Source organism: Antarctobacter heliothermus (assembly GCF_002237555.1).
GTDB lineage: Bacteria > Pseudomonadota > Alphaproteobacteria > Rhodobacterales > Rhodobacteraceae > Antarctobacter > Antarctobacter heliothermus_B.
Genome location: NZ_CP022540.1, coordinates 1,553,986 through 1,568,674, shown reverse-complemented (window position 1 = coordinate 1,568,674; position 14,689 = coordinate 1,553,986). Strand labels below are relative to the sequence as shown.

Here is a 14,689-nt window from a genome sequence, read left to right as displayed (position 1 = left end):
GGGTGTTCACATGACACGTCTCCACCGTGGTCTTTCGGGAATTGCCCCGATGGCCGACACTGCTCTCTCGTCTCCCGTCCATTCGGACCGGGAGATCTCTCCGGACGGGCGACCTCGTCGCGCAGGCTCTCTCATGCGCAAATACGAGGTCGCCGCCCTGCTCCCGGACCTCACGGTCTCGTTCACCCAGCACGTCGCCCCCGCTTCCCCCCTGTTCGAGGAATGCGCAACCGCGTTGGCGCGTGGCACGCTGATCGAAACAGTGCGCGGTGCGGTCGCAATCGAGGATGTGGTGCCGGGCGATTACATCGAAACCGCGCGCGGGGCCGTGCCGGTCACATGGATCGGCTCAACCACCTATGTGCCGGGGCATGACCAATCTGCCACGACACTGACCCATATGACACGGATCACCAGCGACGCCTTTGGCATGGGACATCCGCCGATGGACCTGCTGCTGGGTCCAGCGGCCCGCATGGTGGTGCGCCACCCGCGGCTGGAGGATCTACTGGGCAAGGATTGCGTGCTGGCGCCAGTGCGCGACTATGTCGACGGCGACCGCTACTTGCAGGTGACGCCGATGGGGACGGTGCAATTGTTCCATCTGATGGTGCAGCGCCACACCACCATCCGCATCGGCGGGGTGGAGCTGGAAACCTATCACCCCGGCAACACCGCCGGTCAGGCACTGGGTCAGAACATGCGCGCCCTGTTCCTCAGCATGTTCCCCAACATCACCGATCTCGACGATTTCGGACAGGTCGACATGACCCGCACCGCGCGCGAGGTGGTCGACCGTCTTGTAAATGTATGAACGGCGCGGCATCTGACGGGTCACTGGGCCTGTCAGCCCGCCGCCGGTGTTTCTTCATGGTCGAAGTATTTCGGAGAGCGCGAGGGGCTGGCCCCTCGCCCGCGCAGGTCACGCAGGTCACGCAGAACGGCTCAGCCGTTCCTCCAGCACCTCAAAGGGCACGCCGGGATCATCCTTGGCATTGCGGATCACCAGCGATGTCTTGACGCTGGCCACATTCGGTGCGGTCAGCAGATCGCCGGTCAGAAAGCTCTGGAAAGTCGACAGATCCGGGGCGACGCACTTCAGGATGAAATCCACTTCGCCATTCAGCATGTGACACTCGCGCACCAGCGGCCAGGCCCGGCACCGTTCCTCAAAGGCAGACAGGTCCACCTCGGCCTGGCTTTGCAGCCCGACCATAACAAACACCTGCACCTCGAACCCGAGCGAGCGACTATCGACGTCGGCGTGATAGCCGCGAATATAGCCCTGGTCCTCTAGCACGCGCACTCGGCGCAGGCAGGGCGGGGCCGAAATGCCCACACGTCGGGCCAATTCGACATTGGTCATCCGACCATCCGCTTGCAGTTCTGCCAGAATCTTGCGATCGATCGGATCAAGCCGGTGACCTGCCATCGTCTCCCCCGTCATTTTCGCGATTGTTATAGCAGCCCACAGGCCTTGCGCAATAATATTTCAACAAAGCGCAACAATATTTTGTCCACTTGGTCAATTCGGCGGCGCCACGCCCCTCCCTCTTTCTTCATCCCGCCGACACGCCTATATGACGGCGGCACCGCCGCTTAGGAGAGCTTTCATGTCCCAGACTCGTCACACCAAGGTCCTTATCATCGGCTCCGGCCCCGCTGGCTATACCGCCGGTGTCTACGCCAGCCGCGCGATGTTGGACCCGATCCTGGTGCAGGGGCTGGAACCGGGCGGCCAGCTGACCACCACCACGGAGGTCGAAAACTGGCCCGGCGACACAGAGGTGCAAGGCCCCGATCTGATGGTCCGGATGGAGGCCCACGCCCGCGCCATGGGCACAGAGATCATCGGCGACATCATCTCGAGGGTCGATTTTGACAAACGCCCCTTCGTCGCCAGCAGCGACAGCGGCACCACCTACACGGCGGATGCGATCATCCTCGCCACCGGCGCGCGCGCCAAGTGGCTGGGCCTGCCGTCCGAGGAGGCGTTCAAGGGCTTTGGCGTCTCGGCCTGCGCGACCTGTGACGGCTTTTTCTATCGCGGCAAGGAAATCGTGGTGATCGGCGGCGGCAATACAGCTGTGGAAGAGGCGCTGTTCCTGACCAACTTCGCCTCCAAGGTCACGCTGATCCACCGCCGCGATGAACTGCGCGCCGAGAAAATCCTGATCGACCGGCTGATGAAAAACCCCAAGATCGAACCGCTGTGGTTCCACCAACTTGATGAGGTTGTCGGCGACGACATGCCCAAAGGCGTGACCGGTGTGCGCGTCAAACACGTCAAGACCGGCGAGACCACACAGATTCCCTGCGCTGGTGTCTTTGTCGCCATCGGCCACGCGCCCGCCAATGAATTGGTCAAGGACGTGCTGGAAACCCATATGGGCGGCTACGTCGTGACAAAACCCGACAGCACCGCCACCTCGATCCCCGGCGTCTTTGCGGCCGGCGATCTGACCGACCACAAGTACCGTCAGGCGGTGACCAGCGCGGGCATGGGCTGTATGGCCGCGCTAGAGGCGGAACGCTGGCTGGCGGAACATGGCGCGGCGGCAGAGCCGGCCCCCGAAGCGGCGAACGAACCCGAAAGCGCGTAACACCCCACTATCTGCGAATTGCAAGGCCAAGGCCCCGGACGATGCGTCGGGGCCTTGTTCGTTTTTGAAACCGCATATTGAAATCTGGGTCGAAACGAAGTCTGCTAGGCATATTCTTAAAGCGTAGCCGTTTCGAACCGTATGTTAATCAATCATCCCGCAAAGCCTGACCGCCCCGCCGTTGCTGTGCTGGTCGATGGCGACAACATCGCAGCCAGCCATGCGGAGCAGGTGCTGGCCTTTGCCGCGAAACATGGCCGCGTGACGGTCGCACGCGTATATGCGAACACTCGGGGCTTTTCGAATTGGCAGAACGCAGTAGGGTATCGGCTTCTTCACACCGGCAGCGGAAAGAACGCCGCCGATATTCTGCTGACAATCGACGCGATGGAATTGGCCCTGACGTCAGGAATCGGAACCTTTGTCCTTGCCAGTTCGGATGCGGATTTCACCCAACTTGCGCTGCGTCTGCGCGAACTGGGCCACCAAGTGCAGGGTATTGGCGAATCCAAGGCATCTCCCAGTTTTCTCGCGGCCTGCGCAGGTTTTACTTTTCTGGACTCCCCAACCCGTCCGGACGCCCCGACCTGCAAATTGGAGGTCACCGGATTTGACCAACAAATCCGCAGCATGATTGCCGCGCACAGCCAGCAGGGCCGGGGCATACGGATTACCGACCTCAGCGTCAAAATGCGCACCAGCCATGGCGCACAGATCAGAACGCGCCCCGAAAAAACATGGCGCGGCTACCTGAGCAAACGACCACACCTCTTTCAACTCGATCCGAAAGGCCCCGAGGCCATGGTTCGCTTCCTCCCCGAAGGGTTCGGGACATTAACCTAAGGCAGCCAATCCGGCCCGTTGCCAAAGCGCCACGCAGGCGGAAATCCCCCGCAATGCCGAATCTAGACTTTTCTGCAGGTGCAAAGCGTGCGATGTGTTCAGCGCTGAACACACTTTGAGTCGCCTGACATGCCCGCCACAACCCTGCCCCCAAACCTGCCGGAAGAAGACCAGCTCTTTCGCCTCCTGCGTCAGCTTGATCGCGCGCCAGAGGCCTCGCAGCGGGTGACGGCAGAGGCCATCGGCATCTCTCTGGGACGGCTCAACACCTACCTGCGCGCCGCCACGGACGCAGGTCTGGTCAAGGTCACCGAACGGCCCGGCCCCGACCGGCGTCAACGCTTTGCCTATGCGCTGACCCCCTTTGGCGCTGACGAAAAGATCCGGCTCGCCGACCAGTTTCTCGCCCGCAAATTCGCAGAATACGACGCGCTTCATGCCGAATTGACCGGCAGCGCAAGCGGTCTCATCCCCTTGAAGTACAGGAGCAAACTCATGCAAAACAACCTCGCCCCCATTCAGGAGCTGTATGTCTCCTATGACAGTGCGCAAAAGCTCAAGGTCGAAGCCGCTGACCTGACCAGCCACGACCTGACCCCGCGCCAGATCTGCGATCTGGAACTGCTGATGAACGGCGGCTTTAACCCGCTCAAGGGCTTCCTGTCCGAAGAAGACTACAACAGCGTCGTGGAAGACATGCGTCTGGCCGACGGCACCCTCTGGCCGATGCCAATCAACCTCGACGTCAGCCAGACCTTTGCCGACACCGTCGAGATCGGTCAGGACATCGCCCTGCGCGACCAAGAGGGCGTGATCCTTGGCACCATGACCGTCACCGACAAATGGGTGCCGAACAAGGCGCGCGAGGCCGAAAAGGTCTTTGGCGCTGACGATCTGGCCCACCCGGCGGTGAACTACCTGCACAATGAGGCCGGTGCGGTCTATCTGGGCGGTCCCGTGACCGGCATCCAGCAGCCCGTGCACTATGACTTCCGCGCCCGCCGCGACACGCCCAACGAACTGCGCGCCTATTTCCGCAAGCTGGGCTGGCGCAAGGTTGTCGCCTTCCAGACCCGCAACCCGCTGCACCGCGCGCATCAGGAACTGACCTTCCGCGCCGCGAAAGAGGCACAGGCCAACCTGCTGATCCACCCCGTTGTGGGCATGACCAAACCGGGCGACGTCGATCACTTTACCCGCGTGCGCTGCTATGAGGCGGTTCTGGACAAATATCCGCAGTCGACCACTACAATGTCGTTGCTGCCGCTGGCAATGCGTATGGCTGGCCCGCGTGAGGCGGTCTGGCATGGCCTGATCCGCAAGAACCACGGCTGTACCCACCTGATCGTTGGACGCGACCACGCTGGCCCCGGCAAGAACTCTGCCGGCGAAGACTTCTATGGCCCCTACGACGCACAGGACCTCTTCCGCACGCATCAGGAAGAAATGGGCATCGAAATGGTCGACTTCAAACACATGGTCTATGTGCAGGAACGCGCCCAGTACGAGCCCGCAGACGAGATCGCCGACAAGGACAACGTCACGATCCTGAACATCTCGGGCACCGAACTGCGCCGCCGTCTGGCCGAAGGTCTGGAAATCCCCGAGTGGTTTTCCTTCCCCGAGGTGGTCACCGAACTGCGCAAGACCAAACCGCCGCGCTCGAACCAGGGCTTTACCGTTTTCTTCACCGGCCTGTCCGGCTCGGGCAAGTCGACAATCGCCAACGCCCTGATGGTCAAGCTGATGGAAATGGGTGGACGCCCGGTGACACTGCTGGACGGGGACGTGGTGCGCAAACACCTGTCGTCGGAACTGGGTTTCTCGAAAGAGCACCGCGACCTGAACATCAAGCGGATCGGTTATGTCGCGTCCGAGATCACCAAAAACGGCGGCATCGCGATCTGCGCGCCCATCGCGCCCTACACCGCGACCCGTCGCGCCGTGCGCGAGATGATCGAACAGTACGGCGCCTTCACCGAGGTGCACGTTGCAACCTCGCTGGAGGAATGTGAACGCCGCGACCGCAAAGGCCTGTACAAGCTGGCGCGCGAAGGCAAGATCAAGGAATTCACCGGCATCTCCGACCCGTATGAAGAGCCCACAAACGCCGAGTTGATCGTCGAGACAGAAAATGTCGACGTCGACAACTGCGCGCATCAGGTGATCCTGAAGCTGGAGTCGATGGGCCTGATCGCCGCGCAATAAGCGGACCAGTTAGACAAACGAAGGGCCGGGCATGTCGCCCGGCCCTTTTTGTTTGCAGCGTCGAAAACTTGACACTGCGGCGACGGCAAAAGGGATCGGACCACATCCTACGCCCGATAGGCCGCGCCCAACATCCCCGTCGCGTGCCCCGGTCGGACGGGCAATTGATCCGCACTCCCCCGAAACCACCAGCCTCGACTCAATCCGCCGGCGGCAGTACACTTTGCCTCATACCCGTTTTCGTCAGCCCGCAACCGGTCTGGCGGTCAATCGCGGCACCAGATGCCGGGGGGTCACAGTGTACAAGCTCGGCCTCGTCCTTTTGCTTTTCGGACTTGCCGCCCCGGTTCTGGCCGAGCGCGAGGTGCATGTTGTTGCCGTTGGCCGGGGCCATCAGACCGACAATTACTATGCCCTGCCAGAGGCCCGCGTGCGGGTGGATCGTCCGGGTCACGACATCAGCCTCGTATTGCTGGATGGTGGCGTCCTTCACTGGCAGATCGAAACAACAGCCGGGACCATCATCAGCGACATCATCCGTAGCGGCCCATCCGCGCAAGACAGCAAGGTGTCCCTGACCGGGATTCCGATGGTCGGGGTGCAGGTCACAGGACTGCCACTGGTCTATCGCCCCTCGGGGCGCAAGTTCCGCGGGCTGGTCGACGCTGTGGCGGACAGGTTCGGCACCGACCACATCAGCAGCTTTCAGGCGGCGCACAAGGCAAATCAGCACCCGCTCACGGTCGATCACATCGACACGACAACCGCCGCTCTTGCGCGGAATTACCTGCCGCAATTCCTGCGGGGCTATGACGACCTCTCGCCAGACATCCGCACCTGGATCGACACTGACGACGATGACACGGAATTTGACGTGGCGTTCGACGCAGGCGGGATCACCCTGACCGGCCCATCCGGCCCTCGGCGGTTTCCGGTGACTCCCGATGTCCCCGAGATACTCTTGCCGGTCGCAGGCGTCTATGACCCCACCTCTCAGGTGATCTATTGCATTACGATCGGGGCCGAGGGGTATCTGTATTCCGTCGATGTACGGACCGGGGTCTGGACAGTGGTGACCAGTCTGGACGAATACGACGCCGCAGGGCTGCTGTATGACGCGGACACCCGCCAACTGGTCCTGACCGGTGCGTTTTCCCGACCCGGCGACATCCGGGTCTTCGGATTGGACGGGCACCGCGCTTCGGCATTTATTCCAATCACGGGGTTTCCCGGGCTGACCGACCTGTTCGACTATGGCAACGAACACGGGCCGCCGCTGATACCGCGCGTGTTCAGCGACGGATGGCTGCTGATCGAGGCGCGCGTTGGCGATGACGGCCCGGACCGGGCCAGCGCCCAATATCGCCTCTACGCGCTGCAGATCGCAACGGGCGAGGTCCGGTTGCTGCGTTTTGGCACGGGGTAACCCCGCCGCCCGCGTCTATCCCCGTACCCGCGCGCCATGGCCCAACCGATTCGGCCCGCGCGATCCGACGCGCAGCACGTCCGGCCCATACGGGGCCTCGGCACGGGCGAATTTCACCAGTTTTGTCAGATCGTGGCGCATGTCCTCGAACAGCTCTTCGAAGTCTTCCAGCCGCATGTCATAAACCGCCTCAAACGCGGCGTGCCAATCATCTTCTTCGCCCGTCGCACGCCAGAAGGCGACCATGTGGTCCTCACCAAATCGCAGCGCCAACAGCGCCACAGCAAGGTTCGAGGCAGAGTATTCCGCGTCACTGCGCACAGATTGCTTCTTGCGAATGAAATCAAGCCGGACCGGATCCTCGGCATCGCGCGCCCGCAGCGACACCAGCATCGGCACCGACACCTCTCGCGTGGGCCCCTCGCGCGATTTTATCTGCGCCAGATAGGCGCTGCCTTCGACCATCCACGACGGCCCCATGGGGCGGCGTCCGAACCCGTCATCGGGCACCTTGTCATAGCTCATCTCGCGCTGAACATGGTGCATGTATTCATGCAGCATCACATATTGATAGCGCCCCTGCCAGATCTCGTAGGAGGTAATTCTGTCCAGATCCCCAGACGGCATGCACAGCGCGATCCGGTTGCGATAGGCGCTGCCCATCACCCGCTCGACCCCGACGCACATATCGTCTGCCGTCTCTTCCGCCGCCGCAGGCGACAGATCGTCGATCCCCGGCACCGACACGCGCAACAGGTCTTCCAGATCGTCCCGGCCAAAGGCCACGATCAGCACCGGCTTGCTGGCAGTGGCGATGCCGAAATCCTGCGCAAAGGTCTGCCGCGCTTCCTCGTAAGAGCGTTCGATATAGCCACGGATCTCGGGCGAGATACTGTCCTTGGTCAGGATCAGCGGCGGCTCTGCCGAGGGCATGACCTCTGCCGCCTGTGGCGCATAAGAGCCGATCTCACGGCACCAGCCTACCGCCGCACGCTCTGAAAACTCCGGCAGCGCGTCAAACACCGCATGAACCGCGTCACCCTCCAGCCGCTGCACAAACTCCGCCACTGCGCGACGCGTCTGCACCCGCGTGACTCCATCCGCCGCGCCGGGGTCCAGCCCCAGCCGCGCCAATTGCTGCTGCACACAGGTCACATGTGTATCAGAGGCCTGCGCGACCCCCGCAGTTGCCCCCAGACACAGGGCAAGCGCTGATATCAATCGTGTGATCGTCATGGGTTCGGCCCCCTGATGCTACATGGCACCAAACCTAGGAACAGACGATCCGCGCGGCAAGTCAGGGGAATCCTACCCTGAACGGCCCATCACCGGCCCAGTTCCGCCTCCGTCAGCGGGCGGTGGGCAAGGATCTGATCGCCATTCATATCCCGGTCTGCCAGAAACTCCCTCTGCGCCATCTGGTCATCGCGCAGCGTGGTATACAGCGCCTCGAACTCCTCGACCGTCATGCCGTAGACCTGCTCAAAGGCGGTGAACCAATTGTCGGTTTGCCCCACGACACGCCAAAACCGGAACAACGTCTCTTCGCCATACCGCTCTACCAGCATCGCCACTCCATACGCCGACACGTCATAGGCCGCCGCCTCGCGCACCTCGCCCGCCAGCCGGATCTGGTGCAGGGTCAGATCCGACCCCGCCGCCAGCGTGCGCATGGCGTGCAGTCCGGGCACAAACCGCCCGAATTTCTCCTCCATAAAGGCCTGTTCGATCACCTGCGCCGACCCTTCGACCATCCACGCAGGCCCCATGCGCGGCCGCACGCTGTCGGGGTCGTTGACCCAGCGCGGCACCTTGTCAAAACTCAACTCGCGCTGGACGTTGTGCACCACCTCATGCGTCATCGTCACCGACAGGACCATCCGGTACAACTCGCCCAGCGCCGGGGTCCGCAACGCCAGCGTGGTGCCGCAGAACGACAACCCATCGCGAGAGGCGCTGGCCCCCAGCCCGAATTCTGTCTCGCAATCACGCCGCGCCCGCGCCCGCACATCGGCCCAAGCCTGCAACTCCATCGTGCCCGCCTCTTGCACCAACCGCTGCCAGCTTTCGGCATTGGTGGCGACGATGATCTTGACCTGACTGGCGACCTGCACGCCATACCGGCGATACAGAAACGCCTCCGCCTCCAGAAAGGCGGTCATGACATGGTCGGCGATCTCGGGATGCACATCCGGCCCGACAAAGATCTGCGGCGGCGTGGCCGAGGGCATCAGCGGCGCCGCCTCCGGAGCGCTCAACCCGATCTCGCGGCACCATCCGACAGAACTGCGGGCATCAAACCTCGGCAGGGCGTCAAACACCCCACGCCGGGCCTCGTCCAGACTGTCCACATAGGTGCCCAAGGCTGCGCGAGTGCGCGGCCCGCTCACCCCGTCCACCGGCCCCGGATCCTGCCCCAGCGCCGCCAATTGCCCCTGCACACAGGCCACATGCACGTCGCCCGCCTCGGCCCGCAAGGCGGGCAGCAAAAGGCACACTACCGCCAATGCGGCCGCTCCCCATCTTGGCATCCGGGACTCCAATCTGCTGACTGCAATCCACCCAGTGACGCCCGGCGGCGCACAGTCTGTCAAGACCGCGCCACTCCGCCTTACCCCAAACCCTTGAGGCATCGGGATTCTTGCCAAGACACCGGCCCGGCACACACTTGCCACCGGCAACAAGGATCACTTCCACCGCCCGCAAGTTACATCAGCGGCCCGCGATGATTCCACATCCCTGCCGCCAACGCCGCAGCTTCTTTTGTCCAAAAATATCCCGGGGGAGTCGACCGAAGGAAGACGGGGGCAGCGCTCCCTCTCACCTTAATACAGGCTCACACCCTCAGTGAACCGTCACCGGTGCCAGATCGTTCTGGCGCGCCAGCACAAAGGCCAAAGAGCGGTCCTTGACCAGCGCCAGACGCTCGCCATCGGCACGGTGCACCGCATACAGCGTGTCCTGCCCGGCCACCTGTTCGCGCAGGTCGTCCGGCAGGTCGGCGGTTTTCACCGGGCGCACATAAACGGTCTTGCCTGCGACCAGCTTGTCAAAATCATACTTGGCATGCATCGAACTCACCCTTTTCTTATGCTGATCGTTTGCACCACAGTCTCTGGCCGCGTCATGGTCAGATCGACGTGCAGTAACCCATTTTCCATGACCGCCTCGCCCACCTCGACACCCTCGGCCAGCACGAAAGAGCGCTGGAACTGGCGCGCGGCGATTCCGCGATGCAGGAAGATGCGTTCGGACCCGTCATCGACCTGACGGCCGCGAATGACCAGTTGCCGGTCCTCCACGGTGATCGACAGATCGTCCTCACAAAACCCGGCCACGGCCAGCGTGATGCGGTACGAATGATCCGAGGTCTGCTCGATATTGAAAGGCGGATAGCCCTCGCTGGTCTTCGCCGTGCGTTCCAGCAGGCGCTCCAGCTGTTCAAAGCCAAGCATATGGGGATACGATCCCAAGGTCAGTTTGCTCATCGACACGTCCTTTGCACAAGCGACCGTCACGCGCGGCCCCACGATAGGCAACCGCACCTCCGAAATATGGGCACCCGGCTCAAAACGCGCAAGGGGCTTTGCGCAAAGCATTCGAACAGCTATCGTGTGGGCCGGACGACTGACAGGGGAATTGCCACATGAACGCGCCCACCGACATCTCGATGAAAAACGACGACGTCCTGCGGGTCGAGCTTGAGGTGTTCCGCCGCGAACACCGCGATCTCGACGACGCCATCCGTGCACTGCAACAAACCGGCACCGCCGACCAACTGACCCTGCAACGGCTGAAAAAGAAAAAGCTCAAGCTCAAGGACAAGATTGCCATCATCGAAGACCGGCTGTTGCCGGACATCATCGCCTGAAAGCCCGAATCGCTCCCCCCGGATCGACCCCATTGCACCCCCCTCCGCATCCCGTATAACGCAACCTTCCCAACGCGGAGGCACAGATGGACAGCCCCAAGGTCGGCATCATCATGGGCAGTCAGTCGGACTGGCCCACAATGGTCGAGGCCGCCGACGTTCTCGACGAACTCGGCGTTCCATATGAGACGCGCATCGTTTCGGCCCACCGCACCCCGGATCGGCTCTGGGACTACGGCAAGACGGCCGTCGATCGCGGCCTGCACGTCATCATCGCAGGCGCAGGCGGCGCGGCGCACCTGCCCGGCATGATGGCCTCCAAGACCCGCGTGCCGGTGGTCGGCGTCCCTGTCCAGACCCGCGCTCTCAACGGTGTCGACAGCCTCTATTCCATCCTCCAGATGCCACGCGGCTTTCCCGTCGCCACCATGGCCATCGGCGCGGCGGGCGCGAAAAACGCGGGCCTCATGGCCGCCGGAATCCTCGCCCTGCAGGATTCCGCGCTGGCCACCCGCCTCGACCAATGGCGCACCGACCTCTCGGCCTCCATCGCCGAGGAACCAACCCGCGACTGACCCACAGACCCAACGCCCAAAACGCAGGTACGCCCATGACCGCCCCCCTCCTCCCCGGCAGCACCATCGGCATCCTTGGCGGTGGCCAACTTGGCCGCATGCTCTCGGTCGCCGCCAGCCGCCTCGGCTTCAAGACCTGTATCTATGAGCCGGGCGCAGACTGCCCCGCCTCCCATGTCGCCAACCACCACATTCAGGCCGACTACGACGACACCAAGGCGCTGGAACGCTTTGCCAATTCAGTCGACGTCATCACCTATGAGTTCGAAAACATCCCGACCACAGCGCTCGACATCCTCGAAACCCTCCGCCCCATCCACCCGGGCCGCGAGGCGCTGCGCATCAGTCAGGACCGCCTGACCGAAAAGACCTTTCTCCAAGACCTCGGCCTGCAAATCGCCCCCTTCGCCCCGGTGGACGACGCCGACAGCCTCGCCCAAGCCATCGACACCATCGGCACCCCCTCGATCCTGAAAACCCGCCGCTTCGGCTATGACGGCAAGGGACAGGCCCGCCTGACCTCCCCCGCCGACGCCTCAAAGGCCCTGACAGACCTGCAAGGCGCCCCCGCCGTGCTAGAGGGCTTCGTCGACTTCACCGCCGAAATCTCGGTCATCGCCGCCCGCGGCACCGACGGTCGCGTCGCCGCCTTCGATCCCGGCCAGAACGTCCATCAGGACGGCATCCTGCGCACCACCACCGTACCCGCCCCGCTGCCCAACCGCACCCTCACCGACGCCGTGCTCACTGCAGGCCGCATCCTGAACGCGCTCGACTATGTCGGCGTCCTCGGCGTCGAGTTTTTCGTCACCCCCGCCGGCCTCTTGATCAACGAAATCGCCCCCCGCGTGCACAACTCGGGCCACTGGACGCAAAACGGCTGCATGACCGACCAGTTCGAACAGCACATCCGCGCCGTCGCAGGCTGGCCGCTGGGCGACGGCAGCCGCCACAGCGACATCCGGATGGAAAACCTCATCGGCGACGAAATGGACCGCGTCCCATCCCTCGCCGCCGACCCCACCTGTGCCCTGCACCTCTACGGCAAATCTGACACCAAACCGGGCCGCAAAATGGGCCACGCGAACTTTCTGACACCGCAGACCTGACCCCCGGTTTCTTCTCTGTAAAAAACCCCGGGTGGAGTTTGAGGAGGGCAGCGCCCTCCTCAAGGCCTGCGTGGCCTGAACGCAAACCACCCTGTGCGCGGCAGCGCCCCGCTAGGCGATGAAACGCCCCGCCACAGGTCCGCTCATATACGCCACCTGCCCGCCCGCGATCACCGCCGCGATGCGCCGCGTCTCCCGCTCCATCACCACCACATCGGCCCGCAACCCGGGCTCCAGCCGCCCGCGATCCGTCAGGCCCAGCACCCGCGCCGGCCCCTCGGACACCAATTGCCAGGCCGCCGCCTCGTCCATCAGGCCCAGTTCCACACAGCGCCACGCCGCCCGCGCAGGCGACGGATAGTGATAGTCCGAAGCCAACGCATCGCACAGCCCCGCCCCAATCAACTCCAAGGCCGAGACATTGCCCGCATGGCTGGCCCCGCGCACCACATTCGGCGCGCCCAATACCACAGGCTCGCCTGCGTCCCGCGCCGCCTGCGCCGCCTCCAACGTCTCGGGAAACTCGGACACAAACACCCCGCGCCGTCGCCACTCGGCCCGGCCCTCGGACGTCTGGTCATCATGACTGCCCATCCGCACGCCCTTTGCCGCCAGCCGCGCACAAAACGCGTCCAACGCCTCCGGCACCTCGGCCCCCGCCGCATGCAACCGCTGCATCAGCGCCAGATGCGTCTCCGGGCTGCGCCCCGATTTCAGCGCCTGCCCGGTCAGGCGCGGCGGCGTGCGCCCCTCGGCCAGCCGCTTGTGCGGCAGGTGATCGTTGAACACCACATAACCGATGCCCCAGCGGTCCAGCGCCGCCTCTGCCTCGGCGAAACTCTCGGTAAAATGGGTCTCCAGCCGCATCTGCACCCGCAGATCCACCGGCACAGTCGGGGCCACCGCATCCACGGCGGCAAAGACCTCCTGCGCAAACTCCGGCCCGCGCATCCCGCCTTCCCATGACCAGAACTGCGCCAGCACGGCGGTGGTGATGCCGCAGGCCGCCAATTCGGCGGCCACGGCCACCATGCCCGAATCCCGCTCGCGCAACGCGCCCCGGCGCGGGGCCATGTGCCGCTCGAACCCGTCGCCATGCACGTCGACAATTCCCGGCAGCAGATCATAGCCCGTCAGATCGACAGCACGCCCGACAGAGCCATCCACAATCACACCGCCCGCCAGCGACAATGACGCCGCGTCCCAGCCGCCCGGTCGCATCACCCGCGCGCCGTACAGGTCCAGTTCAATCGACATCGCAATCCCCCAACAGACAGGACAGCAGGGCCTCGTCCAGCAGGACGCGCCAATCCACATCACTGTCGAAATGGCCCTGCTCAAGGAACAGCACCACCTGCACCATCGCCTCGGGCGCTTGCATCATGAACGTATGCGTGACCGGCAAAACGATATGATCGCGCATCCCCACCACCCGGGTCGAGGCGACAGAGACCTTGCCATCATCCTGCCCCGGCAACATCGAACTGGTCACAAGGTTCAGCGTCCGCGATCCCGCAATCACCCCCAGCGGAAAATCCACCGGCGGCAGCCGCGCGGCCAGACTGTTCGGCCCGGTGCCCAGTTGCAGACCCGCTGGCCCGTTGTACCACTCGAATATCTCCCAGCCGCCCATCACGTCGACCAGCTCGCTGCCACCATTGGGCGGCCCCATCATCACCACCCGGCCCAAATGCTCTGGCCGATGATCCTGCAACCAGTACCGCAACAGGATTCCGCCCATGGAATGGGTGACAAAATGCACCCTCTGCGCACCGCATTCCGCCACCGCATCAGGCAGCGTCTCGTTGGCCAACTGCTCGACCCGGTCCGACGTCGACGCATAGCCCGGCGTGATCACCCGGTGCCCCCGCGACTCCAGAACCAACCCCAGAACCGCCATCGAATGCTCCGTCCGCGCCAGTCCGTGCAACAGGATCACACAGTCCCCGGCACGTGCCGCGACGGGGAGCAGGGTCAGGAGTGAAAACAAAAACCATTTCATGCCGCTGGCATAGCGCCGGTCCAGCCCGTAGAAAAGGACCAAAGGAGCGTCC

At 63.5% G+C, this 14,689-nt stretch carries 15 protein-coding genes; 8 read left to right on the top strand and 7 right to left on the bottom strand.

The annotated features are described in order from the left end of the window. Positions 1-10 precede the first annotated feature (10 nt). Positions 11-814 (top strand): Hint domain-containing protein, encoded by an 804-nt coding sequence (locus tag ANTHELSMS3_RS07425; protein ID WP_254694876.1) that lies wholly within the window; start codon positions 11-13, stop codon positions 812-814. Between the two features lie 117 nt (positions 815-931). Here the strand turns inward: ANTHELSMS3_RS07425 and ANTHELSMS3_RS07420 are convergent, their stop codons facing one another. Beyond that, the gene (locus tag ANTHELSMS3_RS07420; RefSeq protein WP_094036987.1) at positions 932-1,432 is read right to left on the bottom strand and encodes an Lrp/AsnC family transcriptional regulator; all 501 of its coding nucleotides are present in this window, start codon (positions 1,430-1,432) and stop codon (positions 932-934) included. 181 nt (positions 1,433-1,613) lie between these two features. On the opposite strand from ANTHELSMS3_RS07420, the gene trxB reads away from it, so the two are divergent. The 4 genes from trxB (at position 1,614) to ANTHELSMS3_RS07400 (ending at position 7,080) form a co-directional block, all read left to right on the top strand. Continuing rightward, positions 1,614-2,603: a thioredoxin-disulfide reductase gene (gene trxB, locus ANTHELSMS3_RS07415; RefSeq protein ID WP_094034314.1), complete on the top strand. Its 990-nt coding sequence runs from the start codon at positions 1,614-1,616 to the stop codon at positions 2,601-2,603. A gap of 186 nt (positions 2,604-2,789) precedes the next feature. Continuing rightward, complete coding sequence (locus tag ANTHELSMS3_RS07410; RefSeq protein ID WP_254694875.1) at positions 2,790-3,446, top strand: NYN domain-containing protein; 657 nt, start codon at positions 2,790-2,792, stop codon at positions 3,444-3,446. A 129-nt stretch (positions 3,447-3,575) separates the two neighbouring features. After that, positions 3,576-5,654 (top strand): bifunctional sulfate adenylyltransferase/adenylylsulfate kinase, encoded by a 2,079-nt coding sequence (locus ANTHELSMS3_RS07405; protein ID WP_094034312.1) that lies wholly within the window; start codon positions 3,576-3,578, stop codon positions 5,652-5,654. Between the two features lie 298 nt (positions 5,655-5,952). Beyond that, positions 5,953-7,080 carry a hypothetical protein gene (locus tag ANTHELSMS3_RS07400; protein ID WP_254694874.1) on the top strand — a complete coding sequence of 376 codons (1,128 nt, stop codon included), beginning with the start codon at positions 5,953-5,955 and terminating at the stop codon, positions 7,078-7,080. Between the two features lie 15 nt (positions 7,081-7,095). Here the strand turns inward: ANTHELSMS3_RS07400 and ANTHELSMS3_RS07395 are convergent, their stop codons facing one another. The 4 genes from ANTHELSMS3_RS07395 to ANTHELSMS3_RS07380 form a co-directional block, all read right to left on the bottom strand. Beyond that, the gene (locus tag ANTHELSMS3_RS07395) at positions 7,096-8,316 is read right to left on the bottom strand and encodes a peptidoglycan-binding domain-containing protein (protein ID WP_094034311.1); all 1,221 of its coding nucleotides are present in this window, start codon (positions 8,314-8,316) and stop codon (positions 7,096-7,098) included. A gap of 89 nt (positions 8,317-8,405) precedes the next feature. After that, positions 8,406-9,611 (bottom strand): hypothetical protein, encoded by a 1,206-nt coding sequence (locus tag ANTHELSMS3_RS07390; RefSeq protein WP_157733435.1) that lies wholly within the window; start codon positions 9,609-9,611, stop codon positions 8,406-8,408. Between the two features lie 313 nt (positions 9,612-9,924). Then, positions 9,925-10,152, bottom strand: a complete 228-nt coding sequence (locus ANTHELSMS3_RS07385; RefSeq protein ID WP_094034309.1) for a DUF1150 family protein — start codon at positions 10,150-10,152, stop codon at positions 9,925-9,927. 5 nt (positions 10,153-10,157) lie between these two features. Continuing rightward, positions 10,158-10,568, bottom strand: coding sequence for an Hsp20 family protein (locus ANTHELSMS3_RS07380; protein WP_089276739.1), 411 nt, complete (start codon positions 10,566-10,568; stop codon positions 10,158-10,160). A gap of 158 nt (positions 10,569-10,726) precedes the next feature. On the opposite strand from ANTHELSMS3_RS07380, the gene ANTHELSMS3_RS07375 reads away from it, so the two are divergent. The 3 genes from ANTHELSMS3_RS07375 (at position 10,727) to ANTHELSMS3_RS07365 (ending at position 12,635) form a co-directional block, all read left to right on the top strand. Further along, on the top strand, positions 10,727-10,951 hold the full coding sequence (locus tag ANTHELSMS3_RS07375) for a YdcH family protein (RefSeq protein ID WP_089276740.1): 225 nt from the start codon (positions 10,727-10,729) through the stop codon (positions 10,949-10,951). 86 nt (positions 10,952-11,037) lie between these two features. Continuing rightward, entirely contained in the window at positions 11,038-11,526 is a 489-nt protein-coding gene (purE, locus tag ANTHELSMS3_RS07370) for a 5-(carboxyamino)imidazole ribonucleotide mutase (RefSeq protein ID WP_094034308.1), read from the top strand. Positions 11,527-11,561: 35 nt separating this feature from the next. Next, positions 11,562-12,635 carry a 5-(carboxyamino)imidazole ribonucleotide synthase gene (locus ANTHELSMS3_RS07365; protein ID WP_094034307.1) on the top strand — a complete coding sequence of 358 codons (1,074 nt, stop codon included), beginning with the start codon at positions 11,562-11,564 and terminating at the stop codon, positions 12,633-12,635. A gap of 111 nt (positions 12,636-12,746) precedes the next feature. Here the strand turns inward: ANTHELSMS3_RS07365 and ANTHELSMS3_RS07360 are convergent, their stop codons facing one another. After that, on the bottom strand, positions 12,747-13,892 hold the full coding sequence (locus ANTHELSMS3_RS07360) for an alpha-D-ribose 1-methylphosphonate 5-triphosphate diphosphatase (protein WP_094034306.1): 1,146 nt from the start codon (positions 13,890-13,892) through the stop codon (positions 12,747-12,749). After that, complete coding sequence (locus ANTHELSMS3_RS07355) at positions 13,882-14,637, bottom strand: alpha/beta fold hydrolase (RefSeq protein ID WP_094036985.1); 756 nt, start codon at positions 14,635-14,637, stop codon at positions 13,882-13,884. Before ANTHELSMS3_RS07355 ends, ANTHELSMS3_RS07360 begins: the two co-directional genes overlap by 11 nt. Between the last annotated feature and the right edge of the window lie 52 nt (positions 14,638-14,689).